This is a genomic window from Mycobacterium sp. 23, assembly GCF_048287075.1.
Classification (GTDB): domain Bacteria; phylum Actinomycetota; class Actinomycetes; order Mycobacteriales; family Mycobacteriaceae; genus Mycobacterium; species Mycobacterium gordonae_B.
In genome coordinates this window covers 5,019,521-5,044,471 of the sequence record NZ_JBLVUX010000005.1, presented here as the reverse complement: position 1 = coordinate 5,044,471, position 24,951 = coordinate 5,019,521, and the positions used below count along the sequence as shown (strand labels likewise).

Sequence of the window (24,951 nt, the reverse complement as noted above, 5' to 3'; positions counted from 1 at the left end):
AAATTACGTCAGTAGCTTCTTGGCAGCTTAAGCGCATGCGAGCCGAGGAAGTTCAGGATCATCTCCTGGCTGATCGGGGCGATCTTCATCAGCCGTGCCTCCCGGAAGTAGCGCGTGACGTGGTACTCCTCCGCGTAGCCCATGCCGCCGTGGGTTTGCAGCGCCCGGTCCGCGGCGGCGAATCCGGCGTCGGCGCACAGATATTTGGCGGTATTCGCCTCGCGCCCACAGGGTTTGCCGTTGTCGTACAGCCACGTGGCCTTGCGCAGCATGAGCTCGGCGGCGTCCAGACGGGCCAGGGAATCCGCCAGCGGGAACTGAATGCCCTGATTCATCCCGATCGGCCGGCCGAAGACCTCGCGTTCGTTGGCGTACTTCACGGCCTTGTCCAGTGCGACCCTGCCGATACCGAGCGCCTCGGCCGCGATCAGCATCCGCTCCGGGTTCAGCCCGTCGAGGATGTACTGGAACCCCTTGCCCTCCTCGCCGACTCGGTCTTCGACCGGGACTTCGAGGTTGTCGATGAACAGCTCGTTGGAGCTGACGGCGTTGCGGCCCATCTTGTTGATGGGCCGGATGTCGACCCGGCTGCGGTCGAGATCGGTGAGAAACAGCGTCATGCCGTCGGTCTTCTTGGCGACCTCGTCGTACGCCTGGGTGCGAGTGAGCAACAGGATCTTGTCGGACTCCATTGCCTTGGAAATCCACACTTTTCGGCCGTTGACGACGTAGTGGTCGCCATTGCGCTTGGCGAATGTGGTGATGCGCGAGGTGTCCAGCCCGGCGCCGGGCTCGGTCACCCCGAAGCACACGTGGGTCTCCCCCGTCGCAACGCTCGGCAGGGTGCGTTGCTTGAGTTCGTCGGAGCCGTGCACCACTACCGGCTGCATGCCGAAGATCGACAGGTGGATCGCACTCGCCGCGTTCATCGCGCCGCCGGATTTGGCGACCTCTTCGAGCAGGATCGTGGCCTCGGTGATGCCGAGGCCGTGGCCGCCGTATTCGGTCGGGATGGTCATGCCCAGCCAGCCGCCGTCGGCGATGGCGCGGTAGAACTCGGTGGGAAACACGTGCGCCTGGTCTTTTTCCATCCAGTATTGGTCGTCGAACCTGGCCGCCAACTCGGCCACCGAACGGCGGATCAGCTCCTGATCCTCGGTGAGCTCAAACTCCATTGCCCGCACCTTTCCTTGCGCGAGCAGCCGCAAACTCGCACGATCTGCGTCCAGATAATGCGAGTTCGCGTCTGCTCGCCGGTAGAACGTCAGTCCGTGTTGCCGGAGAGCGACTTCGCATTGGCCGCAAAGTCGGCGAACGACGAGCCGCCGCGGCTCTCCTTTGCGTGGCCCGCCGCCTTGATGGACACGTCGTGGCCCTCGGCCGCTGCGCGCAACGCACCGACAGTCGCCTGCTCCGGTGTGATGTGCGAGAACGGGTCGAACGAGTACCAGCGCATGGCGTTCTCGTACGTCATCTTCTTGATCTCGTCGTCGGGCACGTTGTTGATCGACAACACGTCCCACAACTCTTCGGGCGCTCCCGGCCACATCGAGTCGCTGTGCGGATAGTCCGCCTCCCAGCAGATGTTGTCGATGCCGATCATGTTGCGCAGCGCGACGCCGACCTTGTCGCTGATGAAACAGGTCAGGAAGTGGTCGCGGAAGACCTCGCTCGGCAGCTTGCCCTTGAAGTCCTGGTGCGTCCAGCTCGAGTGCATCTCATAGGTACGGTCCGCACGCTCCAGGAAGTAGGGAATCCATCCGGTGCCACCCTCGGACAGCGCGACCTTGAGGTCCGGGTACTCCTTGATGGGCCGAGACCACAGCAGGTCGGCGGCCGCCTGCACGATGTTCATCGGCTGCAGCGTGATCATCACGTCCATCGGGGCGTCGGGCGCGGTGATCGCCAGCCGGCCCGAGGACCCGATGTGCACATTCATCACGGTGTCGGTGTCGCACAACGCCTTCCACAACGGATTCCAGTATTCGTTGTGGAAGCTGGGGTAGCCCATCGCGGCCGGGTTCTCGGTGAAGGTGAGCGCGTGTACGCCCTTCTTGGCGACCCGGCGCACCTCGGCGGCGCACGCCTCGGCGTCCCAGATCACCGGAATTGCCATCGGGATGAACCGCGCGGGGTAGGCACCGCACCATTCCTCGATGTGCCAGTCGTTGTAGGCCTGCACCAACGCTATCGAGAATTCCGGGTCTTCAGTGGCGAACAGCCGTCCGGCGAAACCGGGGAAAGAAGGAAAGCAAATCGAGGCCAGGATCCCGCCGGCGTTCATGTCCTTGATGCGCTCGTCGACGTTGTAACAGCCGGGCCGGATCTCGTCCAGGCCGGTGGGCTCGATCCCGTACTCCTCCTTGGGCCGGCCGGCCACCGCGTTGAGCGCCACGTTCGGGATGACCGTGTCACGGAACTTCCACATGTCCGAGCCGTCGGGGTTGTGCACCAGACGAGGCGCGTCATCCAGGTACTTGGACGGCAGGTGGTTCTTGAACATGTTCGGCGGCTCGACGGTGTGGTCGTCCACGCTGATCAGGATCATGTCTTCTTTGTTCACGGGTGTTCCCTTCTCATCTGATCCACCTGATCGGGTGTATTGAGCAGGCTTCAAGCCGCAGAGCAGAGCCCACCTGCGCCGAGCTCTCTATAGGTTGAAAACTATCTTCTCGCGAAGCGAGAATCAACATCCAGCATAGCCGTCCGGTCAGCCGACGGCGCCTTTGCGGCAACGCTGACGGGCCCCCTCCGACCGCCCTCCGCGCCAGGATTGACCCACCGACTGATTCGTGCAAGTCTGTTGGTTGTAAATGAGAATACGATTCTCTCTGAGTGAGAGGATCGCACGTGAGAGGGATCAGCCGATGCGTTTACCGCCGCTGCCCGCTGACCAGTGGGACGAGGCTGTCGAAGGCGCGCTGGCCGTCATGCTGCCCCCGGAGCGCCGCAATCCGCGCGACGCCTCCAACGTGTTGTCGACCCTGGTCAACCACCCGGTCCTGACCAAGGCGTTCCTCAAGTTCAACGTCCACCTCTTGTTTTCGTCTACCTTGCCGCCCCGCATCCGCGAGCTGGCCATCCTGCGGGTCGCGCACCGTCGCGAGTGCGCCTACGAGTGGACTCACCATGTCGACCTCGCCAAGCGCGAGGGCATCACCGACGCCGAGATCGCGGCGGTCCGCCGGGGCGACGGCGGGTTCGACGAATTCGAGCAGGCGGTGATCAGCGGCGTCGACGAACTCGACGAGAAATCCCAACTGTCCGACGAGACCTGGGCCATGCTTGGCACCCGCTTCGACGACCGCCAGCGCATGGACTACGTCTTCACCGTCGGCTCCTACGCCATGCTCGCCATGGCGCTCAACACTTTTGGCGTTCAGCTCGAACCTAAGGAGAGGTAACAGTGGCCCACTTCCCCAAACCAGCCGCCGGAAGCTGGACGCAGAACTATCCCGAGCTGGGGACCGCACCCGTCGACTACAGCGACTCGATCGATCCCGCGTTCTTCGAGGCCGAGCGCGACGCGGTCTTCAAGCGCACCTGGCTCAACGTCGGTCGAGTCGAGAGACTGCCGCGCACCGGCAGCTACTTCACCAAGGAGCTGCCCTCGGCCGGCAAAGGGATGTCGGTGATCGTCGTCAAGACCAAGGACGGATCCGTCAAGGCTTTCCACAACGTCTGCCGGCACCGTGGAAACAAGTTGGTGTGGAACGACTTTCCCAACGAGGAAACCTCCGGCACCTGCCGTCAGTTCACTTGCAAGTACCACGCCTGGCGGTACAGCCTGGACGGTGACCTGACCTACGTCCAACAGGAGGACGAGTTCTTCGACCTCGACAAAGGCGACTACGGCCTGGTGCCGGTGCGCTGCGAGGTGTGGGAAGGCTTCATCTTCGTCAACTTCGACCGTGATGCCGAGCCGCTGGTCGACTATCTGGGCCCGATGGGCAAGGGCATCGAGGGCTACCCCTTCCACGAGATGACCGAAACCTATTCCTACCGAGCCGAAGTCGGCAGTAACTGGAAACTGTTCATCGACGCGTTCGCCGAGTTCTACCACGCTCCGGTGCTGCATCAGGGGCAGTACACCAAGGAAGAAGCCGCCAAGATCATGAAATACGGGTTCGAGGCGCTGCACTATGAGCTGGCCAGCCCGCACGGAATGATCTCGACCTGGGGAGGCCAGGCCCCGCCGGTGGACATGAGCATGGTCAAGCCGATGGACCAGGTCCTGCGCAGCGGACTGTTCGGTCCCTGGGACAAGCCGGAAGTCATTGCCAACCTCGACGCACTGCCGCCGGGTGTGAATCCGAAGAAGGTCAAGCAGTGGGGCATCGACTCCTGGCACTTCTACCCGAACTTCATGCTGCTGATTTGGGAACCCGGCTGGTTCCTGACCTACCACTACTGGCCGACCGCGGTCGACAAGCACATCTTCGAATGCACGCTGTACTTCGTGCCGCCACGAAATGCGCGGGAGCGCCTGGCTCATGAGCTGGCCGCGGTGACGTTCAAGGAGTACGCGTTGCAGGACGCGAACACGCTGGAAGCGACGCAGACCATGATCGGCACCCGGGTGGTCAACGACTTCCCGTTGTGCGACCAGGAGATCCTGCTCCGCCATCTGCACAAGGTGACCGGCAACTACGTTGCCGACTTCGCGAAGGAGAGCCAGAACAATGGCAAAGTTACCGTCTGAGTTCGCCGACCTGGAACCGTATCTGGACTGGGACCTCGCGACGGAGCCCAAGCGTTACGCCAAGCGCCTGGCCTCCACGATGGGTCAGATGCAGGAGTTCTACGACGTCGCCTTCCCGCGCCTGAACGACGTCATCGCCTACTGTGACAAGTACCCGCTGGACGATCTTCCCGAGGACGCGCGCACGCTCATGCACCTGATGCAGTCGCTGGTGATGGTCTCGTTTCCGATCGAGGCGTGGAAGCAGCCCCGGGTTCCCGACAGCGGCGCGGCGTGGGTGGAGTGCATCAGGGAACCGGTGATCTGAAGCGTGTTGACGCTCAAGGCAGCTGGGCTACTCGATGTCGACGCCGGCGAGATCGTCTCGCCGGGCATCATCCGGGTCGACGGCGACCGCATCGCCGGTGTCGGAGGAGAGCCCGAGGGCGACCTGATCGATCTCGGGGACCAGATCCTGTTGCCCGGGTTGATGGACATGGAGGTCAACCTGCTGATGGGCGGCCGGGGCGAGAAGCCGGGCCTGTCCCAGGTCCAGGACGACCCACCGACCCGGGTGCTGCGCGCCGTCGGCAATGCCCGGCGCACCCTGCGTGCCGGGTTCACCACCGTGCGCAACCTGGGCCTCTTCGTCAAGACCGGCGGCTACCTGCTCGACGTCGCGCTGGGCAAGGCGATCGACGCGGGGTGGATCGACGGTCCGCGCATTGTGCCTGCCGGACATGCCATTACGCCTACCGGCGGGCATCTGGACCCGACGATGTTCGCGGCGTTCGCCCCGCACGTGCTGGACCTGACGATCGAGGAGGGCATCGCCAACGGCGTCGACGAGATCCGCCGCGCGGTGCGCTACCAGATCAAGCACGGCGCCCAGCTGATCAAGGTGTGCTGCTCCGGCGGGGTCATGTCGCTGACGGGACCGCCTGGCGCCCAGCACTATTCGGACGACGAGTTGCGAGCCATCGTCGACGAGGCACACCGGCGGGGGCTGCGGGTCGCCGCGCACACGCACGGCGCCGAGGCGGTCAAGCACGCGGTGGCGGCCGGCATCGACTGCATCGAGCACGGTTTCCTGGTCGACGACGAGGCCATTGCCCTGATGGTTGAGAACGGCACTTTCCTGGTGAGCACCCGCCGGCTGGCCGAGGGCATGGACGTCTCGCACGCGCCGCCCGAACTTCAGGCCAAGGCCGCCGAGATGTTCCCCAAGTCGCGCACCTCGATCCTGGCTGCGTACCAGGCCGGGGTGAAGATCGCCGTCGGCACCGACGCGCCGGCAATACCGCACGGCCGCAACGCCGACGAACTCGTCACGCTGGTGGAGTGGGGATTGCCGCCGCTGGCCGTGTTGCGCGGGGCAACCGTGACGGCCGCGGAGCTGATCAATTCGACCGAGCTCGGGCGCCTGGCCGAAGGCATGCTTGCCGACGTCATCGCGGTGCCCGGAAATCCGTTGGAGGACATCACCGTTACCCGCAACGTGAGCTTCGTCATGAAAGGCGGCAAGGTTTATGCCAAGCAGAACTGACGACCTGGTAGAGATCCAGCAGTTGCTCGCCCGGTATGCCGTCACCATCACCCAGGGCGACATCGAGGGACTGGTCGGCGTGTTCACACCGGACGGCACCTACAGCGCGTTCGGCGACACCTACACGCTGGACCGGTTCCCGGAACTGGTCGCCGCAGCGCCCAAGGGTCTGTTCATGACCGGCACCTCGCTGGTCGAAAATCTGGACGGCGATACGGCCACCGGCACCCAACCGCTGTGCTTCATCGAACACTCGGCGCATGACATGCGCATCGGCTACTACCGCGACACGTACCTGCGCACAGCTGACGGCTGGCGACTGAAGACCCGTGCCATGACCTTCATCCGGCGCAGCGGCGTGCATGACTCCGGACGGCCGCATGCGGTGGGCCGCCCAACGCCGTGAAGGTCGACGAGTTCCGGACCGGGTTGTGCGCGTGGCTCGACGAGCATGACCTGACCCCGGGGCCCGACCATTCGCTGCAGGGCCACATGCGGCAGTTCGCCCGGGTCAGCGCGGCGCTGTACGAGGCGGACTGGATGCGTTACGGCTGGCCGGAGTCGGTCGGCGGGCTGGGCGGGCCGGCGCTGTTGCGCGCGATCGTCGGCGAGGAGGTGGTGGGCCGCCGGCTGGCCGAACCCGGCCCCTACTCGATGCTGGAGGTACTGGCGCCCACCATGATCGATTACGCGCCAGCCGAACTCGCCGCCGAGATGGTGCCACGGCTGCTCAGCGGCCGCGAGCAGTGGTGCCAGGGTTTCTCCGAACCGGGATCCGGCAGCGATCTGGCGTCCTTGACGACCCGGGCGGTCCCCGACGGGGACAACTGGATTGTCAACGGACAGAAGGTCTGGACCAGCTTCGCGCAGTTCTCCACCCGGTGCGTACTGCTCACCCGTACCTCGCCGGGCCATGACGGCATCACCGCTTTTTTCGTCGACCTGGACACGCCGGGCATCACGGTCCGCCCGTTGCGCACCATGCACGGCGTCGACGAGTTCTGCGAGGTGTACTACGACGATGTGGTGATCCCGTCCAGCCGTATGCTCGGCAAGCCCGGAGACGGCTGGCGACTCGCGATGGACTTGTTGCCCTACGAGCGGTCGACGTGTTTCTGGCAGCGAATCGCCTATCTGTACTCGAGGTTCGACGCACTGGTCGCCGAGGCGACCAGTGCGGACGAATCCGCCTTGGGCGCAGCTTATCTCGCGCTGCATACGCTACGCTGCCGCTCTCGCGCCACCCAGCACCGGCTAGCCGGCGGGGCGCGGCTCGGACCGGATACCTCCATCGACAAGGTGCTGCTGGCCGGTGCCGAACAACGGCTCTACGACACGGTCCGCGATCTGCTGCCCAGCACGCTGGAATTGGACGACACAGCCTGGCGGCCGGAGTACCTCTACTCGCGCGCGGCGACCATCTACGGCGGGACAGCCGAGATCCAGCGCAATATCATCGCCCGTCGGCTGCTCGACCTCGGGAAGGAGTGACGTGGACACCGAGCTGGCGCTGCTGGCCGAATCCATACGTACGGCGATGACGACGTCGCCGTCCGGCGCCGGCCTGGACGCTGCCCTGGCCGAGCTCGGCTGGCTCGACATGCTCGATGAAATGCCGGAAACCGCAATACCTCTGGTCTTCCGATTGCTCGGCGAGACCGGTGCGCATGCGCCCGTGCTGAATGACGTCGTGCTGCGAGGCACCGGTGACACGGTGCCGCTGCCCTACGCCGGCGGTTCCTGGGTGGTCTGGGAGCGTGCCGACACCGCGACTCCGGCGATGGATGAGGGGCTGCCCCTGCACCGGGTGCCCTCCGGGGACACCGTCCCGCTCGGTGCGGCCCGGCAGGCGGTGGGCTGGTGGCTCGTCGGCACCAGCCGGGCCATGCTGGCGCTGGCTCGCAGCCACGCACTGGACCGAGTCCAATTCGGCCGTCCCATCGCATCTTTCCAGGCAGTGCGCCACCGGCTTGCCGAGACGCTGGTCGCCATCGAGGGCGCCGAAGCCACTTTGCAGGCCACCGCCGATCAGCCTGACGAGTTCGCGTCTCTACTGGCCAAGGCGGCGGCTGGCCAGGCGGCGCTGACCGCCGCCCGGCACTGCCAGCAGGTACTCGGGGGCATCGGCTTCACCGCCGAGCATCAGTTGCACCGCCACGTCAAGCGGGTATTGGTGCTCGACGGGTTGCTCGGCAGCTCGAAGGAGCTGACCCGCGAAGCGGGAGCGCACGTCCGTGCCTTGGGCTCGGCACCCCGGCTCGTCCATCTCTAGGCGCCGAGCCGCGAAACTCACAGCCGCGGAAGCAGTTCGGCAGAGAGGCTGCGCAACTCCCGTCGCGACGAGACACCCAGCTTGGCGAAGATTCGACCCAGATGCCATTCAACGGTGCGCGGGCTGATGTAGAGCTGCGCACCGATCTCTGAGTTCGTACAACCTTGTCGCGCCAAGCGGGTGATCTCCCGTTCCTGGGTGGTCAGTGCGATGGCGGTGCCCTTCACCGTCTGGTGCACCGCCTCACCGGATGCCTGAAGTTCACGGCGCGCCCGCGCGGCGAACCCCTCTGCGCCCATCCGTGCGAACATGTCGTAGGCCGTCCGCAACTGGGTCCTGGCATCGGCGCGACGATTGACCCGCCGCAACCACTCCCCGTAGACCAGGTGGGTGCGGGCCCGATAGACCGCGACCGGGCTGCGGCCCAGGTGCTCGACTGCGTTCTGAAAGTCGACGTCCGGTTCGGAACCGTTGCCCGCGAGTGCCTTTGAGCGAGCCGCGATGCCGAGCGCGGTCTCCGTTCCGCTTGCCTGTGCGCGCTGCTGGAGCTGGGCGGATAGGTCTGCGGCCAAGGATCTTTCACCGCAGTACGCCGCGGCTTCGACAGCTTCGGTAAGCAGATAGCTGGACATGCCGACATCGTCGTACTCCAGGCCCGACAGGCTCGCGGCGAGCGCCTTGGGGTATTTGGACAGTCCGTTGTGCAGGATGGCCACCGAGTAGAGCGACACGGTCACCTGGGTTCCTTCACCCCGTTCGGTCGCCTCCTCGATCGTCCCGTGAGCGTATTCGGTGCAACGCTTGTCCTGGCCGCGGTAGGCAGCGAGGTAGGGGAAGATTGAACGATGCGCCGGGATGCCCGTCGCCGCGGCAAGGATCTCGATCTCTTCGAGGGCCGCCTCGGCCGCGGCGAAGTCCCCGCGTGTCACACACAGCCCCGCGTACGTCGACAGCGACGACGCGACCAGTGTCAATTCACCTGCTGCGCGTTGCTTTTCGAGTTGTTGCGCCGTGAGGAAGTCATACGAGTCCTGATCGAACACATCCAGACAGACTCGGTTTGTGATGTCGTGCCACCGAGGATCGGCTGCGCCGGCGCGCGTCTCGCGCACGTACGCCGCAATCGCATCCCTCAGCAGCGGCGCTGCCGCGACGTACCCGCCTGTCAACCGCACGATGAGGCCGTGCAGCAACATCTCGACGGTGTCGCGCGCATCGGTGGAGACGGTCCGTCGGGAAGCGCGGGCGATAGTCTCAGGCGAACTCGGCCCCTCGGAGAATCGGCCCACAATCAGAGCTGACATGAGCGCCTCGAGGTATGTGCCGCGCGCCGCTGCGGGGTCAATCTCGGTAAGGCGCTGCGCGGCGGTCAGCAGCAAAGGCGGCGCGTCAGGACCCCGGCGCGCTGCCCAGGCCAGCTTTGCTCGTATGAGATCGACTCGGGCACTGGTGGATTCGTCGTTACTCGACTCCGTTGCAACGTCAAGCAGCTGTGTCGCCGCGTCCAGCGAGCCGGCGTCGAGCTTGGCCTGGGCGGCGTGCAGGGCCCGCTCAGCACGTATCCGGCTATCCGGCGTCGCATCGACGGCGGCCGCCAGGAACGCCGCGGCAGCGGCGATACCGCCGCGGGCACGGGCGTGCTCGGAGGCAGCCACCAGTTCATCGGCGACTTCCGGGTCCGGCCCGGCCAGCGAATGTGCCCTATGCCAGGCGCGGTGCTCGGAGGCGGTAGCGCTGGTGATCGCCTGGGCAAGCGCATCGTGTGCGCGTCGGCGCTCCGCCAGTGGCGCGTGCCCGTAAATGGCGGAGCGAACAAGCGGGTGACGAAACCGGATCCGGCGGTCTACCGATAACAGCCCGGCCGCTTCGGCGGGCGACGCTGAGTCCGCATCGATTCCCAGCTGTGCCGCCGCCGACCATAACCAGGACGGTTCGCCAGTCGGTTCCGCCGCAGCAATCAGGCACAGCGTGCGGGTGGGTGCCGGAAGCTCGCGGAACTGCTCGATGAAGCGGCCCTCTATGCGCCGGGGAATCGACTTCGCCTGCGCCAGACTGTAACCGCCGGCCAGGTCGGTCGGACCGAGGGAACGGTGCAGTTCGATCAGCGCCAAGGGATTGCCCCTTGATTCCGAGACGATGATGTCGCGCATTCGATCACTGAGCCGACCTGGTAACAGTGCCGCGAGTAGTACCCGCGCGTCGGCATCCGACACGCCCTCGACAACCAGTTCCGGCTGATCGGCCAATTCGCCTATTGGCCATCGAGTAGCGAAGATCATGACAACGCGATCGGCCAGCAGCCGCCGCGCGGCGAAGCCGAACGCCTGTACCGAAGCTCGATCGACCCAGTGCGCATCGTCGACCACACAGATCGTGGGTTGCTGTGCGCCCGCCTCCGACAGCAACGTGAGAAGAGCCAGTCCGACCAGGAGTCGATCCGGTGCCCCGCCCCCTTCGCTGACGCCCAGCGCGACCTCCAGCGCGCTGCGCTGCGGCTTCGGCAGCCGGACCAGCAGATGCTGCAGCGGAGCACAGATCTGTTGCATGCCGGCGTAAGCCAGCTCCATCTCCGATTCCGCACCGCTACCCCGGACGACGCGGAAGTCCGATGCCTGCGCAAGCATGTGCTCGATCAACGCGGTCTTCCCGATGCCCGCTTCACCTCGGAGGCTGAGCACACCGCTATGTGCCTCGCGGGCACCACCGAGCAGACCGGCCAGCTGCTGCTGCTCTTGCCGCCGGCCCAGCAACCCACCGCGACCCCCGCTGTACACGAGATCAATAGTGGCAGGAAACCGCCCACGGGGCGCGCTGAACCCCGGGGGTTTCCCCGGGGTCGGCGGTGGCCGGCCGGTGCTTGACTCGACGACGTGGACCGAGCGGCCGCCGCTATCAAATCCGACAAACCGCCGCTTTTAAACCCGACACCCGAGGTGGTCTGAAATGACCGACGCAAAAGATGTGCACGACGTCACCTACGAACTGCTCAGAAATCTTGGCTTGACCACTGTCTTCGGGAATCCCGGATCGACCGAGCAGTCGTTCCTGCGAGACTTCCCGAACGACTTCACCTACGTGCTGGCATTGCAGGAGGCCTCCGTCCTCACCATCGCCGACGGCTTCGCACAAGCCACCGGCCGGCCCGCCCTGGTCAACCTGCACACTGCAGCCGGAACCGGCAATGCGATGGGTTCCCTGGTGGCCGTGTACCGGGCCAACACCCCGCTGATTGTTACCGCGGGTCAGCAAACACGCGAGATGCTGCTGTGCGACCCGTATCTGGCAAACAGGGACGCCACGGTGCTGCCCCGCCCGTGGGTGAAGTGGTCCTACGAGCCTGCGCGTGCCGAAGACGTTCCGGCGGCGTTCATGCGTGCCTACGCGACAGCACTGCAACCTCCCGCCGGCCCGGTGTTCTTGTCGATTCCGCTCGACGACTGGGAGAAGCCCGCGCTCGGTCCCGCGGTGGTGCGCACCGTCGCCGAGCGGACCGCCGCTGACCCTGGGCGTTTGCGCCAATTCGCCGAACGGATCAGCAGAGCCGAACGTCCGCTGCTCGTGCTGGGGCCGGAGGTGGACCGTTCCGGGGCCTGGGATGCCGGCATTGCATTCGCCGAGAAATTGAAGGCACCCGTATACAACAGCGCCCTGCCCGATCGCATCTCGTTTCCCGAGGACCACCCGCTGTACGCCGGGACGCTGCCGATGACCATCGCCGGGGTCGAACAGGTGGTTCACGGCCACGACCTGGTGATCGCGATCGGCACACAGGTATTCCGCTACTACCCCTACGTGGCTGGAGAATATCTGCCGGAAGGCACCGAACTGCTCCAGATCACCACCGATCCGGAACTCGCTGCCGTGGCGCCGGTAGGAGACAGCCTGATCGGTGACGTGCGGCAGGCGCTGACTTATCTGGCTGACACGGTGACCGCGCCGACGGACCGCCAGCCACCCCCACCACTGAACCTGGAGCGGAGATCCGAGGCACCGGCGACGGCGCCGATGACCGCCAATGCGGTATACCAGGTACTCAGCACTCTCAAGCCGCCTGATGCCGCCCTGGTGATGGAATCGACTTCGACGATCGTCGAGCAGCAGACGTGGCTCCCCACTACGCGCAGCGCCGGCTTTTTCGCGACCGGAAGCGGCGGAATCGGCTGGGGAGTGCCTGCGGCGGTCGGTGTCGCGCTAGGCGATCGGGCACGGGGCGTTCGGCGCTCTGTTGTCGCCACCATCGGCGACGGTTCCTTTCAGTATTCGATCCAGGCCATCTGGACCGCCGCACAGCACAAACTGCCCATCGTGTACGTCGTCCTGCGCAACGGTGAGTACGCGATCCTCAAGTCTTTCGCGCTGTTGGAGAAGACACCCGGGGTGCCGGGTCTCGAGCTCCCCGGTCTGGATATCGAGTCCCTGGCAAAGGGTTTCGGCTGCCGGGCGGTGACCGTCGACAGCACCGATATGCTGGCCGGCGAGTTCACCGCGGCGCTGGCCGCCGACGGGCCCACGGTGATCGTGGTGCCGACCCTGCCTCAGCTCCCGTTTCTCGGCTGAACGGAGAGACCGGTGCCCGTCTACACCTGCACCACGGCCGCCTCGACACTCAGTGGGGAAACGAAAGCCGAACTGGCCGCTGCGATCACGCAAATCCATTCCCGCGTCAATCATGTTCCCAGCACCTACGTCAACGTGGTCTTCCACGAACTTCCCGTCGATGCGGTCTACACCGATGCCCAACCGTCGCAACCATTGCTCATCAGCGGCTGGGTGCGCACCGGCCACCCCGACGACGAAACCAGCCAACTGCTCTCCGAAGTCGCCGAGGCGGCCGCCACGGTGACCGGCATTCCGTCGAGCCGGATTCTCGTCATCATTCAGAACAGCCCAGCACATTTCGCCATGGAGGGTGGGCGAGCACTGCCCAATCCAGGAGAAGAAGAGGCGTGGTTGGCAGGGCATTAACGGAGTCGCCGTGCACGCGGTGACGGTGAGCGAGGTCGGCGGACCGGATGTTCTCACCTACAACGAAGTCCCGATTCCAGTACCTGGCGATGCCGGTGTGTTGATCAAGTCGGAGGCGATCGGGGTCAACTTCATCGACACCTGTTTCCGATCGGGCCTGTATCCGCACCCGCTGCCATTCAGTGTGGGTAGTGAGGTGTGCGGCACCGTAGTCGCCGTCGGCCGCAACGTCTCGACGGTTCAGGCCGGTGATCGCGTCGCGAGTGCCGACGCGGTAGGTGCCTACGCCGACTATTGCGTCGCGCCCGCTGCTCTGGTGGCACACGTGCCGCACGCCATCGGCAGCGAGGTCGCGGCTGCCGCACTGTTGAAAGGCCTGACGGCGCACTTTCTCACCAAGTCGGTGTATCAGGTGAAACCGGGCGACACGATTCTGCTGCATGCCGGCGCGGGCGGGGTCGGATTGATCCTGACGCAATGGGCCACAAGCACTGGCGCAACAATGATTACGACGGTATCGACACCGGCCAAGATCAGCCTTTCACGCCAGGCCGGAGCGGCACACGTTCTCGATTACCCGGGCGAATCGCGTCAATTCGGTTCACTCATAAGCGAACTCACGGACGGACGCGGCGCCGCGGCGGTATACGACGGGGTCGGTCGCACCACATTCGACGCCAGCCTGGCGAGCCTGGCCGTCCGCGGCACGCTCTGTCTTTTCGGTGCGACCAGTGGCCCGGTCCCGCCGGTCGACCCGCAGCGGCTGAGTAGTGCGGGTTCGGTGTACCTGACCCGCCCCGTACGCAGGGATTTCAATCGCACTTATGACGAGTTCGCCTGGCGCGTAACCGAACTCTTTCACGCAATCACTGACGGCAGGATCACTGTCACCGTGGGTGCGCGTTACCCGCTTGCCCACGCGGCTCAGGCGCACCGTGATCTGGAGTCCCGCCGGACGCACGGGTCCGTCCTCCTCATCCCGCAGGCAGGCAGTTGACCTTGAAAATGGCCGACACGATTTCACCGAAAGCGCCGGCAGCACCGATGAAGAGGCGCTTCATGTCATAGCCCGCCACATCCTTCATGGTCTCTCCGCCGAACCGGGCCGCCGCGAGACCGTCGGTCAGAATGACGTTCAGGCCGAGCAGGTTATTGCGCACTGCGTGTCGATCGTCGCCGCTCGCCGCGCCTATCAGTGCACCCACGCTGCGGCCGTCAGGCCCGGACGGCACTGCCGCACAGGACATGCCCTGCTCTGCCAGATACGCGGCCAGGTCATCGAGTGCGACGGAAGCGCCGACGGTCAAGCTGAGATTGGCGGCGTTGAGGTCGATCTGCGTGCCGCCGACGGGCGCCACGGTCCCGGAAGTGGAATCCGCGGAGCCTTCGCCTCGGTGGCGTCCCAGCGCCGCACGCACGGTCGCCTCGAAGGAGGCGAGTACGGGCTCGTCGGTTGAGAGGTCGGGAAGCAGTACACCGGGATTGAGTTGGCCCTCGGGGTCGAAGACGCGCTTGACGGCCCGTTGCGCTGCGATCTCGACGGGAGTGAAGCGTTTCGTCATGAACTGGCGCTTCTCGGTGCCGATGCCGTGCTCACCGGTCAGCGTTCCACCGAGTTCGAGTGCCGCGTCGACGATCTCGTTGTTGGCGGACTCCAACGCAGCAGCCGCTTTGGGATTGGTCCGGTCGAAGAACGAGATGGGGTGCAGATCTCCATCACCGGCATGCCCGGCCACCGCGATGAATAGCAGACCGTCGCAGTGCCGGGCCGCGACCTGCTGAATGGCCTCCTGCATCTCGGGGATTCTGTTGCGTGGCACAGTGACGTCCCCGATGAAGTAGTCGTGACCGCTGCGTACTACCGCGTCCGGGGCATGCAACCGTCCGTACCAGAGTCGCTCGCGGGCCTGGTCATCGGTGGCTACCCGAACCTCGATGGCCTTGTGCCGTAGCACTTTCTCGACTATCGCGGCGTCGCGCTCCACCTCCTCGGAGGTACCGTCGACGTCGACCAAGACGATGGCATCGACATCGGTCGGGTACCCGGTTTCGGTGAATGCCTGCAACCCGGCAATTCCGGCGCGGTCCAGCCACTCGAGTGCGGCAGGCACCGTACCCGTTCCGATGATGTCCGCGACGGCATCCGCAGCGTCGTGCGCCGACGCGAAGCTCCCCATCAAGCTGTGGGTCACCGGTGCGATCGGGCGAAGCGCCACGGTGGCCTCGGTGACGATGCCGAGAGTTCCCTCGGACCCGATCATCACTCCGAGCAGATCCGGGCCGTCATCCTCGGACGACAAAGTCATCACAGACCCGTCGGCAAGTACAAACTCGACTTCGAGCACATGGTTGTAGGTCACGCCGTACTTCAAAGCGTGTGGACCACCTGCATTTTCGATGATATTGCCACCCACCGTCGACAGGGGCGCCGAGACGGGGTCCGGGGAGAAGCACAACCCGAATTCAATCAACTCCTTCTGCAGGTCGGCATTGATGACTCCGGGCTGCACGCGGGCCGTGCGTGCGTCAGGATCTATTGCCAAGACCCGGTTCATCGCCGACAGGTCCAGCATCACCCGGTCCGGTGCCGCCATCATGCCCGCGCTGCAGTTCGACGCGCCGCCCCGAGTCACGACCGGAATGCCGTGCGCACCCGCGATGCGCAATATCGACACGACTTCGCCCCGGGATCTCGGCCGCAAGACCACTCCGGGTACGCCGCCGAAGCCCCAGTAGTCGCGACCCCGCGCGGTCAAGGCATCGGCGTCAGTCAGTATCGGATCAGGCCCAGAGAGGACCGCGGCGAATTGGCTGATAACGCTGCTATCCATGAACATACCCTCAGTAGGCGCTGTGTCGGATCAACCTTGGCACCTACGGCGGCTCTGTGACCCCGGGGAAATCCCGGGTCTCGCCGGCCCTGGTTCGCGGCTGCGAAACTCGTTCTTTCGGGGTCAGTTTCGCGGCATCCCGAGCACCCGCTCGGCGATGATGTTGCGCTGGATCTCCGACGTGCCGCCGGCGATGGTGCCGGCGAAGCTGCGGGCGTACCTGTCGAACCAGCTGCCGTAGTGGGCGTCCAGGTTCAGCGGGGCGAACGGCGCGGTGATCGCCGGATGGATCAGACCCTCGGGACCCTTGGCGTTCAGGGCATCTTCGGAGGCGCGCTGGACCGCCTCCGAGCCGAGCAGCTTCAGCACCGACTGGCCGGGCACATCCTCCTCACCGCGGGCGGCTTTGGCCAGAGTCACCGAACCGAGCAGCCGCATCGCCCAGGCATCCATCACCAGGGTGGCGTAGCGATCCCGTTCCAACGTTCCGGTCGGCGTGAAATCGGTTGTCTGCTGGTCCAATAGATTCGCGTAGTCCAGCCACAGCATGGCGCGCTCGTGCCCGAGCGCGCCGGTCGCCACGCGCCAGCCACCGTCGAGCTCGCCGACCAGATTCTCGGCGGGCACCCGGGCGTCGGTGAAGAACACCTCGTTGAATTCGACGTCGTCGTGATCGCACACGGAGGCGAACGGCCGTCGCACCACACCCGGAGTGTCCGTCGGAATCAGCAATACACTGATTCCCTTGTGTTTTGGGACGTCGGGGTTGGTGCGCACGAAGGTCAGCAGCACGTCGGCGTCGTGTGCACCCGAGGTCCACACCTTCTGGCCGTTCACCACGAAGTCGTCGCCATCCCGCACCGCCCGCGTCTTCAGAGAGGCCAGATCCGAACCGGCGCCCGGCTCACTCATCCCCAGCGACGCGGTGATCTCCGCGCGCAGGATTCGCACCGCCCACTGCTGCTTCTGCTCGGGGGTCCCGAACGACAGCAGGGACGCCGCGATGATCCCGACGCCCTGCGGGTTGAAACTGCGGTAGATGCGTCGCCGCGCCATCTCGTCCGCATGCACATACTGCTGCAACAACGTTGCGTTGCGTCCGCCGAATTCGGGCGTGTTGCCCGGTAGCAGCCAGCCGTTGTCGAACAGCAGTCGCTGCCAGCGAGCCGCCCACTCCGGCACATGGGAGCACGAACTCGGCCGCACCACGCCTTGGGCCTCGTCCGGCAGGTGCTCGTCGAGAAAAGCGACGAATTCCGACCGGAATGCCTCGACGTCGGCATCAAAAGTCAGCTGCACCAAATCTCCTCGGGGCCTCGCCTGGCTTCCGGGTGTGCACTCTCGCGAATGTGCTTCCCAAACACCCGTGCAAGAGAATAGTATTCTCGTCGTGAGGAAGTTACAATCTCCAAGACATCGTCCGTGAGGAGGTCGAGCGCAGCGATGGCCCGACGTTCTCCGGTACAGTCCAACCATGTTCTCTCCTCGCGGCAATCTTCCGAGCCGCCCGTGACCAGCCCGGGCGAAGAGCCGGCTTGGAAACAGCGGGCCGTCGAGCGATCCATCAAAACCGCGAAATTGCGGGCGGCGCAACGCGTCCAGCGCTTCCTCGATGCCGCCCAGGCCATCATCATCGAGAAGGGCAGTACGGACTTCACCGTGCAGGAGGTCGTCGACCGCTCCCGCCAGTCGTTGCGCAGCTTCTACCTGCAGTTCGACGGCAAACACGAGTTGCTGTTGGCCCTGTTCGAGGACGCGCTGAGCCGGTCGGCTGACCAGATCAGGGCGGCGACCGAAAGCCACACCGACGCGCTGGAACGGCTCAAGGTGGCGGTGGAGCTTCTCTACGAGGCCTCCCGACCAGACCCGACGGCTAAGCGGCCACTGTTCACCGACTTTGCGCCACGGTTGCTCGTCACCCATCCCGCTGAGGTCAAGGTAGCCCACGCGCCGCTGCTGGCTTTGCTCACGGAACTGATGGAAGCTGCCTGTGAGGCCGGCAAGCTGCGTGCCGGCGTCAACCCGAAGCGGATGGCTGCCATGACCATGCAGACAGTGATGTTCATCGCCCAGTCCAGCGGCGGTTCCGACGACGCGACGGTCCACCCGATCAGCGCCGACGAGGTGTGGGACTTCTGCTCAAGAGGATTCGCCGGCAGCTGACCTTCGGACCGCTTTGCGGTCCACCCGCCCTTGACGAGCGAATATCGCACCCTCACGGCCGATTGAGAATGTTATTCTCTTAAAATCAGAACGTAAAATAGCCAAAACGGATTCCGCGTTGACACTCGTTGGTGCGTGATGACAGAGTTCTACCGGCGGCATCAGCGCGCTGCCCGAACAAACGAGGGCAGCGCGTAACCGGCGAGAGGGCAATTACCCGTGACAGTGAGCGCAGCCAGCGACGTCTATTTCGACCCTTACGATGTCGAGCTCAACGCTGACCCGTACCCCATGTTCCGGCGCCTGCGCGAGGAGTCGCCGCTGTACTACAACGAGCAGCATGACTTCTATGCCCTCAGTCGCTTCGCCGACGTCGACAACGCCATCGTCGACCACCAGACGTTCAGCTCCGCCCGCGGAGCCATCCTCGAACTGATCCGGGCCAATATCGAGATGCCGCCGGGCGTGCTCATCTTCGAGGATCCGCCCGTTCACGACATCCACCGTAAGTTGTTGTCGCGTATGTTCACTCCCCGCAAGATCAGCGACTTGGAGCCCAAGATCCGCGAATTCTGCGCGCGCAGTCTGGATCCGCTGATCGGGACAGGCAAGTTCGACTTCGTCAACGACCTCGGCGCGCAGATGCCCATGCGGGTGATCGGCATGCTGCTGGGTGTCCCAGAGGAAGACCAAGAGGCCGCACGCGATTTCGCCAACGCGCAAATGCGCACCGAGGCCGGCAAGCCGATGGAGTTCTCGGCCGAAATTATGTTGAACGGAGACTTTTTCGGTCAATACATCGACTGGCGTGCGCAACATCCGTCCAACGACATCATGACCGAGTTGCTCAACGCAGAATTCGAGGACGAGACCGGAACCGTCCGGCGCATGAGCCGCGACGAACTGCTCACCTACGTCACAGTCGTCTCCGGCGCCGGCAACGAGACCACCACCCGACTGATCGGCTGGGCGGGAAAGGTTTTGGCCGAGCACCCGGATCAGCGTCGCGCGCTGGCGGAGAATCCGGCGCTGATCCCCGCAGCCGTCGAGGAGCTGCTGCGCTACGAGCCGCCGGCGCCGCACGTGGCCCGGTACGTCACCCGCGATGTCGAGTACTACGGCCAGCGGGTCCCCGAAGGCAGCGTCATGATGATGCTGATCGGAGCGGCGAACCGTGACCATCGCCAATTTCCGCCTGACGGAGACGTTTTCGACATCCGCCGCGAGCCGCGCCAGCACCTGACGTTCAGTGTCGGCACCCACTATTGTCTCGGCTCGGCGCTGGCCCGGCTGGAGGGCCGGATCGCGCTCGAGGAGATCCTGAAGCGCTTCCCCGACTGGGATGTCGACCTTGCCGAGGCCACGCTTTCCCCCACGTCGACCGTGCGGGGTTGGGAGTCCATGCCGGCCGTCTTCGGCTGAGTCACCTAGGAGGAAACCATGACTGGACGTGTAGAAGGGAAAGTCGCCTTGGTCACCGGGGCGGCGCGGGGTCAGGGACGCAGCCACGCTGTGCGGTTGGCCGAGGAAGGCGCCGACATCATCGCCGTCGACGTGTGCAAGCCGATCGTCAAGAACACCACCATCCCGGCGTCGACACCGGAGGATTTGGCCGAGACCGCAGATCTCGTCAAGGGACTCAACCGCCGGATCGTCACCGCCGAGGTCGATGTCCGCGACTTCGACGCGCTCAAGGCTGCCGTGGACAGCGGTGTGGAGCAGCTGGGGCGACTGGACATCATCGTGGCCAACGCCGGCATCGGCAATGGCGGCGACACTCTGGACAAAACCAGCGAATACGACTGGCAGGAGATGATCGACGTCAACCTGTCCAGCGTCTGGAAGTCGGTGAAAGCCGGTGTGCCGCATATTCTCGCGGGCCGCAACGGTGGCTCGATCATCCTGACCAGCTCGGTCGGCGGGATCAAGGCCTACCCGCACTGCGGCAGCTATGTGGCCGCCAAGCACGGTGTGGTGGGCATCATGCGCTCCTTCGCAGTTGAACTGGGGCAGCATATGATTCGGGTGAACTCGGTGCATCCCACCCACGTCGCCACCCCGATGCTGCACAACGAGGGCACCTTCAAGATGTTCCGGCCGGACCTGGAGAACCCCGGCCCGGACGACATGGCGCCGATCTGCCAGATGTTCCACACGCTGCCGATCCCGTGGGTCGAGGCGCAGGACGTCAGCAACGCGGTGCTGTTCTTCGCCTCCGACGAATCCCGGTACATCACCGGCGTCACCCTGCCTGTCGACGCGGGAAGCTGCCTCAAATAGGGTTCGCCCTATGGACGGATTTGAGGGACGCGGAGCGGTTATCACCGGCGGCGCGAGCGGTATCGGCCTGGCCACCGCCACCGAACTGGCCGGCCGCGGGGCCCGAGTGGTGCTCGCCGATGTCGACCAACCGGGCCTGGAATTGGCGGTCACTCACCTACGCGGCCAGGGTTTCGACGCCCACGGCGTGATGTGCGACGTCCGGCATCTCGAGGAGGTGACGCGCCTGGCCGACAAGGCATTCCGGTTGCTCGGACAGGTGGACATCGTGTTCAGCAATGCCGGCATCGTGGTCGCCGGCCCGATCGCCGAGATGACGCACGAGGACTGGCGCTGGGTGATCGACATCGACTTGTGGGGTTCGATTCACGCCGTTGAGGCGTTCTTGCCGCGGTTGCTCAAGCAGGGCGCGGGCGGCCGCATCGCATTCACCGCCTCCTTCGCCGGGTTGGTGCCCAACGCCGGCCTCGGAGCGTACGGGGTTGCCAAGTACGGCGTGGTCAGCCTGGCCGAGACGCTGGCGCGCGAAGTGAAGGGCAATGGCATCGGCGTGTCGGTGCTGTGCCCGATGGTGGTCGAGACCAAGCTGCTGTCCAACTCCGAACGGATCCGGGGCGCGGATTACGGTCTGGCATCGACACCCGACGTGACCGGTTCGCTCGGGCCGCTCCCCGAGCAGGACGAGACGCTCGGAGTCGGCGATCTCGCCCGCCTGACCGCTGACGCGATCCTGGCCAACCGCTTGTATGTGTTGCCGCACGAGGCGTCCCGGGCGTCGATCCGGCGCCGGTTCGACCGCATCGACCGGACTTTCGACGAACAGGCCGCCGAAGGCTGGCGCCACTGAGGCTCGCGAGCTGGGCGCACCTAGCCCCGCGAGCAGACGCAAAGTCGCACGCCGCGGGCTCCGCGCGTGCGACTTTGCGTCTGCTCGCGCTACCCAGGCGGCCCCAGGCGGTAGGCGCCGGTCTGCGGGTCGTGGTACCACCCGCCCGCGGCCTGGGTGCCGCCGTCGACGTGCAACGTCTGGCCGGTGATGTACGTCGACATGTCAGACGCGAGAAAGATTGCCGCACCGGCTATTTCGTCGACGCGCCCGGGCCGCCCCCACGGCACTACCGCCCCCATGGCCGCCGTCGCGCCCTCTCCCCCCAGCTGAGCCAGGCCTTCGGTCAGCGTGATGTCGGGTGCTATCGCGTTGACCCGGATACCGTGGGACGCCAACTCTAGCGCGGAGGTCTTCGTGTAGTTGATGACACCGGCCTTGGCGGCGGCGTAGGCCGCGTAGCCGGGCGCGGCCCGTACCCCCTCGATCGAGGTGACGGCCATGATGCTGCCGGGCAGACCATCGGCCACCAGCCGGCGCGCGACCCGTTGGGTGCACAGCAAGACATGCCGCAGGTTGGCGCGATATAAAGCGTCCCAACCGTTCTCGCTGGTATCCAGCAGCGGCGAGGAAAAGACGCCGCCGGCATTGTTGACCAGAATCGTCGGCGTCCCTAGTTCGGCCACTGTCCGGGTCAGCGCCGCATCGACCTGTCCGCTGTCCCGGACATCACAGGTGATACCCAGTGCGCCAATCGATTCCGCGGCCTGGGTGCAGGAATCGGGATTGCGTTCCCAGATGGCCACACGCGCGCCGAAAGCCGCGAAACCCGCGGCGATACCGCGTCCGATGCCGGCTCCCCCGCCGGTGACCACCGCGACCCGGTCGGTCAGCAAGATGTGTGCTGGATCAATCGCCACGTCGCCTACCCCCCGCGAGCAGACGCAAAATCGCACGCGCGGAGCCCGCGCCGTGCGATTTTGCGTCTGCTCGCGCCACTAATAGTCACCCCGGGCGCCGGCCGATCACCCCGTCGGCTTCGAGCTGAGCGATCTCGACATCGGTCAGACCCAGTTCCGCCAGCAACTCCCGATTGTGTTGTCCCAGCAAGGGCGCCGGCTGGGTGTGAAAGAGACACGGGCCGCCGGACAGTCGCATGGGCACGCTGCTGAGCCTAGCCGGACCGCACACCGGATGGTCGACCACTTCGAAGAATCCCCGCGCGTTGAGCTGGTCCAACTCCGTCTGCCGGTGCGGCTGCATGACCTTGGCGACCGGTACACCGGCGCCCCACAGGGTGGCGACTATGTCGTCCCGGGTGCGACCTTCACACCATCGCGCGATCTGCTCGTCGATCCGATCTTCCTGCGCCCGCCGGCCCGTCGCGGTCGCCAGCGCCGGATCGGTTGCCCACGAGGGTGATCCGAGTGCACCGCACAACTGCACCCACTGCTCGTCGGTGGCCACCGCGATCGCGACCCAACTGTCGAGGCGGCCGAACTCGTCGATGTCGGCACTCAGGTAGAGGTTCTGCGGCACGGCCGTCGGCCCCCGGTTGCCGCCCCGTTCCAATAGCGCTCCGTACGAGGAGAACTCGATGACCTGCTCGGCGGCGATGTTGAGCGCCGCATCGACCATTGCGGCCTCCACCATCACGCCCTGCCCGGTGCGGCGTCGGTGCTCCAGCGCCAACAGCAACGCGTTGACCGCATGAACACCGGCGTTGGGGTCCCCCACCGAGTACGGCTCGAACGGCGGGCGGTCGGGATAGCCGGTCAGCCAGCTCACGCCCGACGCCGACTCGATGACGTAGGCGAACGCCGGATTGTCACGCCAGGGCCCGTCCAGCCCGAAGCCGGGCATGCGCAACAGAATCGCGTCAGGCCGCACCGCTTGCACCGCAGCGAAGTCCAAGCCGATCTGGTCGAGCACGCGGGGCGTGAAGTTCTCCGCGATCACGTCACAGGTGCCGATCAGCCTGAGCAGCAGTTCACGCCCCCGCGGCCGCTGCAGGTCCAGGGTCAGGCCCTTCTTGTTGGTGTTGAGCGCCGCGAAGATCGGCGACTTCTCCCACCATTGCTCCTCGGTGACCGGAATGCCGGCGATGAGCCTGGTGCCGTCCGGGCGGCGGCTGGATTCGATGTGAATCACCTCCGCACCGAGCAACGCCAGCAGGTGCGTACAGGACGGCCCCGCCCAGAAGGCGGTCATGTCCAGCACTCGAAGCCCGTTCAGCGGCAGCGCTTCTGACGACTGGCTGGAAACGGCCCGCGGCACCAGGGGAGCCGACCGGTAGTGCTGGGTGTGTTCGCCGAGCCGCGGCGCCACTCCTGGTTGCCGCAACTGCGCCGGCCGCATCCGGTAGGGGTGTCCCGGCTGCTGAAAGTCATCGCGCGGGTTGCACTGAAACGAACCGCGCTCGACGAAGTGTTCCAGCGAAACAATGGTGGCGCCGTTGGCCACCGGCGCGTTCGGTATCCGGAAGGCGGTCGCCAGTTCGCGGATTTCATCCGCCGGATGACGACGTACCCAGTCATAGATCTCGTCGGCGTAGACGTTGGCCAGTTCGGTGATCGACAGCGGGGAATTCTCGTCGATCCACTCCGGGTGACCCACCATCGCGCACAGGTCGAACCACTGTTGCGCGGTACCGCAGCCGAGGTCCACCAGACCGTCCTCGGCGGCGGCCACGCCCGGGACGGTGAGACGGCGGGCATCCCGCCAAGGGCGGCCGAGCATCTCGAAGTAGGTCACCGGGTAGTAGGTGAGGCCGAGGATCTGGGTTTCGAGCATCGACAGGTCGATCAACTGGCCCTGACCGCGACTGCCATACAACGCGGCCAGGATCGCCGCGCTGGTGTAGGCACCGGCGAGGTACTCCCCGACCTGACCGCCGACGAACACCGGGGCACGGTCGGCCACCCCGCGCCCCAGTCCGATAATCCCCCCGGACCAGGCCTGTAGCGTGAACTCGGTAGCGGGCCGGTCGTGCCAGGGACCGTACAGACCGAACGGGCTGATCGACGCGACGACGAGGTGCGGATAACGCTCCATCGTCGTCGCAGGCGAGAAGCATTCGGCCACAGGAGATCCCGACGACCACACCACCGCGTCCGCACCGGCCAGCAACCGCCCGACGAATTCAGCGTCAATCTCCGGATCGGCCACGACACTGTGTTTGTGCCCGGCCAGGAAGCTGAACAACGCGCCGTCGCCCACCACCTCTGATCCCGATGCTGACCAGGCGCGCAGCCAATCACCCTGTGCTGACTCGACTTTGACGACCTCAGCCCCGCCGTCGGCGAGCAACTTGGTGCAGTAACCGCCCGCGATCCCGCTGGACAGGTCGATCACGCGGTAACCGGACAGCGGTGGTTGCGTCACTGC

At 65.4% G+C, this 24,951-nt stretch carries 21 protein-coding genes; 14 read left to right on the top strand and 7 right to left on the bottom strand.

Features of this window, described 5'->3' with window-relative positions:
• Window positions 1-8 precede the first annotated feature (8 nt).
• Window positions 9-1,175, bottom strand: a complete 1,167-nt coding sequence (locus ACNQS7_RS24525) for an acyl-CoA dehydrogenase family protein (protein ID WP_418014574.1) — start codon at window positions 1,173-1,175, stop codon at window positions 9-11.
• A gap of 89 nt (window positions 1,176-1,264) precedes the next feature.
• Window positions 1,265-2,563 carry an amidohydrolase family protein gene (locus ACNQS7_RS24520; protein WP_418014573.1) on the bottom strand — a complete coding sequence of 433 codons (1,299 nt, stop codon included), beginning with the start codon at window positions 2,561-2,563 and terminating at the stop codon, window positions 1,265-1,267.
• 304 nt (window positions 2,564-2,867) lie between these two features.
• Between ACNQS7_RS24520 and ACNQS7_RS24515 the strand changes: the two genes are divergently transcribed.
• Genes ACNQS7_RS24515 through ACNQS7_RS24485 form a run of 7 tightly spaced genes read left to right on the top strand, consistent with a single transcriptional unit; the run spans window position 2,868 to window position 8,499 of the window.
• Window positions 2,868-3,404, top strand: a complete 537-nt coding sequence (locus tag ACNQS7_RS24515) for a carboxymuconolactone decarboxylase family protein (protein WP_418014572.1) — start codon at window positions 2,868-2,870, stop codon at window positions 3,402-3,404.
• A 2-nt stretch (window positions 3,405-3,406) separates the two neighbouring features.
• Complete coding sequence (locus ACNQS7_RS24510; protein ID WP_418014571.1) at window positions 3,407-4,702, top strand: aromatic ring-hydroxylating oxygenase subunit alpha; 1,296 nt, start codon at window positions 3,407-3,409, stop codon at window positions 4,700-4,702.
• Window positions 4,683-5,009: a hypothetical protein gene (locus ACNQS7_RS24505; RefSeq protein WP_418014570.1), complete on the top strand. Its 327-nt coding sequence runs from the start codon at window positions 4,683-4,685 to the stop codon at window positions 5,007-5,009. The genes ACNQS7_RS24510 and ACNQS7_RS24505 overlap by 20 nt, the downstream gene beginning before the upstream one ends.
• A gap of 3 nt (window positions 5,010-5,012) precedes the next feature.
• Window positions 5,013-6,227, top strand: coding sequence for a metal-dependent hydrolase family protein (locus ACNQS7_RS24500; RefSeq protein ID WP_418014569.1), 1,215 nt, complete (start codon window positions 5,013-5,015; stop codon window positions 6,225-6,227).
• Window positions 6,211-6,633: a nuclear transport factor 2 family protein gene (locus tag ACNQS7_RS24495; protein WP_055580533.1), complete on the top strand. Its 423-nt coding sequence runs from the start codon at window positions 6,211-6,213 to the stop codon at window positions 6,631-6,633. Before ACNQS7_RS24500 ends, ACNQS7_RS24495 begins: the two co-directional genes overlap by 17 nt.
• Entirely contained in the window at window positions 6,630-7,718 is a 1,089-nt protein-coding gene (locus ACNQS7_RS24490; protein WP_418014568.1) for an acyl-CoA dehydrogenase family protein, read from the top strand. Before ACNQS7_RS24495 ends, ACNQS7_RS24490 begins: the two co-directional genes overlap by 4 nt.
• Before the next feature lie 46 nt (window positions 7,719-7,764).
• Entirely contained in the window at window positions 7,765-8,499 is a 735-nt protein-coding gene (locus ACNQS7_RS24485; protein WP_418016133.1) for an acyl-CoA dehydrogenase family protein, read from the top strand.
• 17 nt (window positions 8,500-8,516) lie between these two features.
• Here the strand turns inward: ACNQS7_RS24485 and ACNQS7_RS24480 are convergent, their stop codons facing one another.
• Window positions 8,517-11,273 (bottom strand): AAA family ATPase, encoded by a 2,757-nt coding sequence (locus ACNQS7_RS24480; protein WP_418014567.1) that lies wholly within the window; start codon window positions 11,271-11,273, stop codon window positions 8,517-8,519.
• Window positions 11,274-11,442: 169 nt separating this feature from the next.
• On the opposite strand from ACNQS7_RS24480, the gene mdlC reads away from it, so the two are divergent.
• Genes mdlC through ACNQS7_RS24465 form a run of 3 tightly spaced genes read left to right on the top strand, consistent with a single transcriptional unit; the run spans window position 11,443 to window position 14,461 of the window.
• Entirely contained in the window at window positions 11,443-13,056 is a 1,614-nt protein-coding gene (gene mdlC, locus ACNQS7_RS24475; RefSeq protein WP_418014566.1) for a benzoylformate decarboxylase, read from the top strand.
• A gap of 12 nt (window positions 13,057-13,068) precedes the next feature.
• Entirely contained in the window at window positions 13,069-13,464 is a 396-nt protein-coding gene (locus tag ACNQS7_RS24470) for a tautomerase family protein (RefSeq protein WP_310774046.1), read from the top strand.
• Between the two features lie 10 nt (window positions 13,465-13,474).
• Entirely contained in the window at window positions 13,475-14,461 is a 987-nt protein-coding gene (locus ACNQS7_RS24465) for a quinone oxidoreductase family protein (RefSeq protein ID WP_418014565.1), read from the top strand.
• Here the strand turns inward: ACNQS7_RS24465 and ACNQS7_RS24460 are convergent.
• Together ACNQS7_RS24460 and ACNQS7_RS24455 are read right to left on the bottom strand one after the other, a co-directional pair.
• The gene (locus ACNQS7_RS24460; protein WP_418014564.1) at window positions 14,439-16,295 is read right to left on the bottom strand and encodes an FAD-binding oxidoreductase; all 1,857 of its coding nucleotides are present in this window, start codon (window positions 16,293-16,295) and stop codon (window positions 14,439-14,441) included. The two genes, ACNQS7_RS24465 and ACNQS7_RS24460, sit on opposite strands and share 23 nt — an antisense overlap.
• A 123-nt stretch (window positions 16,296-16,418) precedes the next feature.
• Window positions 16,419-17,594, bottom strand: a complete 1,176-nt coding sequence (locus tag ACNQS7_RS24455) for an acyl-CoA dehydrogenase family protein (RefSeq protein WP_310774052.1) — start codon at window positions 17,592-17,594, stop codon at window positions 16,419-16,421.
• Window positions 17,595-17,804: 210 nt separating this feature from the next.
• Here ACNQS7_RS24455 and ACNQS7_RS24450 point away from each other — a divergent pair, with 210 nt between their 5' ends.
• From ACNQS7_RS24450 to ACNQS7_RS24435, 4 genes are all read left to right on the top strand, one after another.
• Entirely contained in the window at window positions 17,805-18,458 is a 654-nt protein-coding gene (locus tag ACNQS7_RS24450; RefSeq protein ID WP_055580530.1) for a TetR/AcrR family transcriptional regulator, read from the top strand.
• Between the two features lie 219 nt (window positions 18,459-18,677).
• Window positions 18,678-19,880 (top strand): cytochrome P450, encoded by a 1,203-nt coding sequence (locus tag ACNQS7_RS24445; RefSeq protein ID WP_418014563.1) that lies wholly within the window; start codon window positions 18,678-18,680, stop codon window positions 19,878-19,880.
• Between the two features lie 18 nt (window positions 19,881-19,898).
• Window positions 19,899-20,738, top strand: coding sequence for a mycofactocin-coupled SDR family oxidoreductase (locus ACNQS7_RS24440; RefSeq protein ID WP_418014562.1), 840 nt, complete (start codon window positions 19,899-19,901; stop codon window positions 20,736-20,738).
• A gap of 10 nt (window positions 20,739-20,748) precedes the next feature.
• A complete protein-coding gene (locus ACNQS7_RS24435; RefSeq protein WP_418014561.1) occupies window positions 20,749-21,585 on the top strand; it encodes an SDR family NAD(P)-dependent oxidoreductase in 837 nt (278 codons plus the stop codon).
• An 89-nt stretch (window positions 21,586-21,674) separates the two neighbouring features.
• Here the strand turns inward: ACNQS7_RS24435 and ACNQS7_RS24430 are convergent, their stop codons facing one another.
• Both ACNQS7_RS24430 and ACNQS7_RS24425 read right to left on the bottom strand, forming a co-directional pair.
• Window positions 21,675-22,484, bottom strand: a complete 810-nt coding sequence (locus ACNQS7_RS24430) for an SDR family NAD(P)-dependent oxidoreductase (RefSeq protein WP_418014560.1) — start codon at window positions 22,482-22,484, stop codon at window positions 21,675-21,677.
• Window positions 22,485-22,569: 85 nt separating this feature from the next.
• Window positions 22,570-24,948, bottom strand: a complete 2,379-nt coding sequence (locus ACNQS7_RS24425; protein ID WP_418014559.1) for a CaiB/BaiF CoA transferase family protein — start codon at window positions 24,946-24,948, stop codon at window positions 22,570-22,572.
• Window positions 24,949-24,951: the final 3 nt, after the last annotated feature.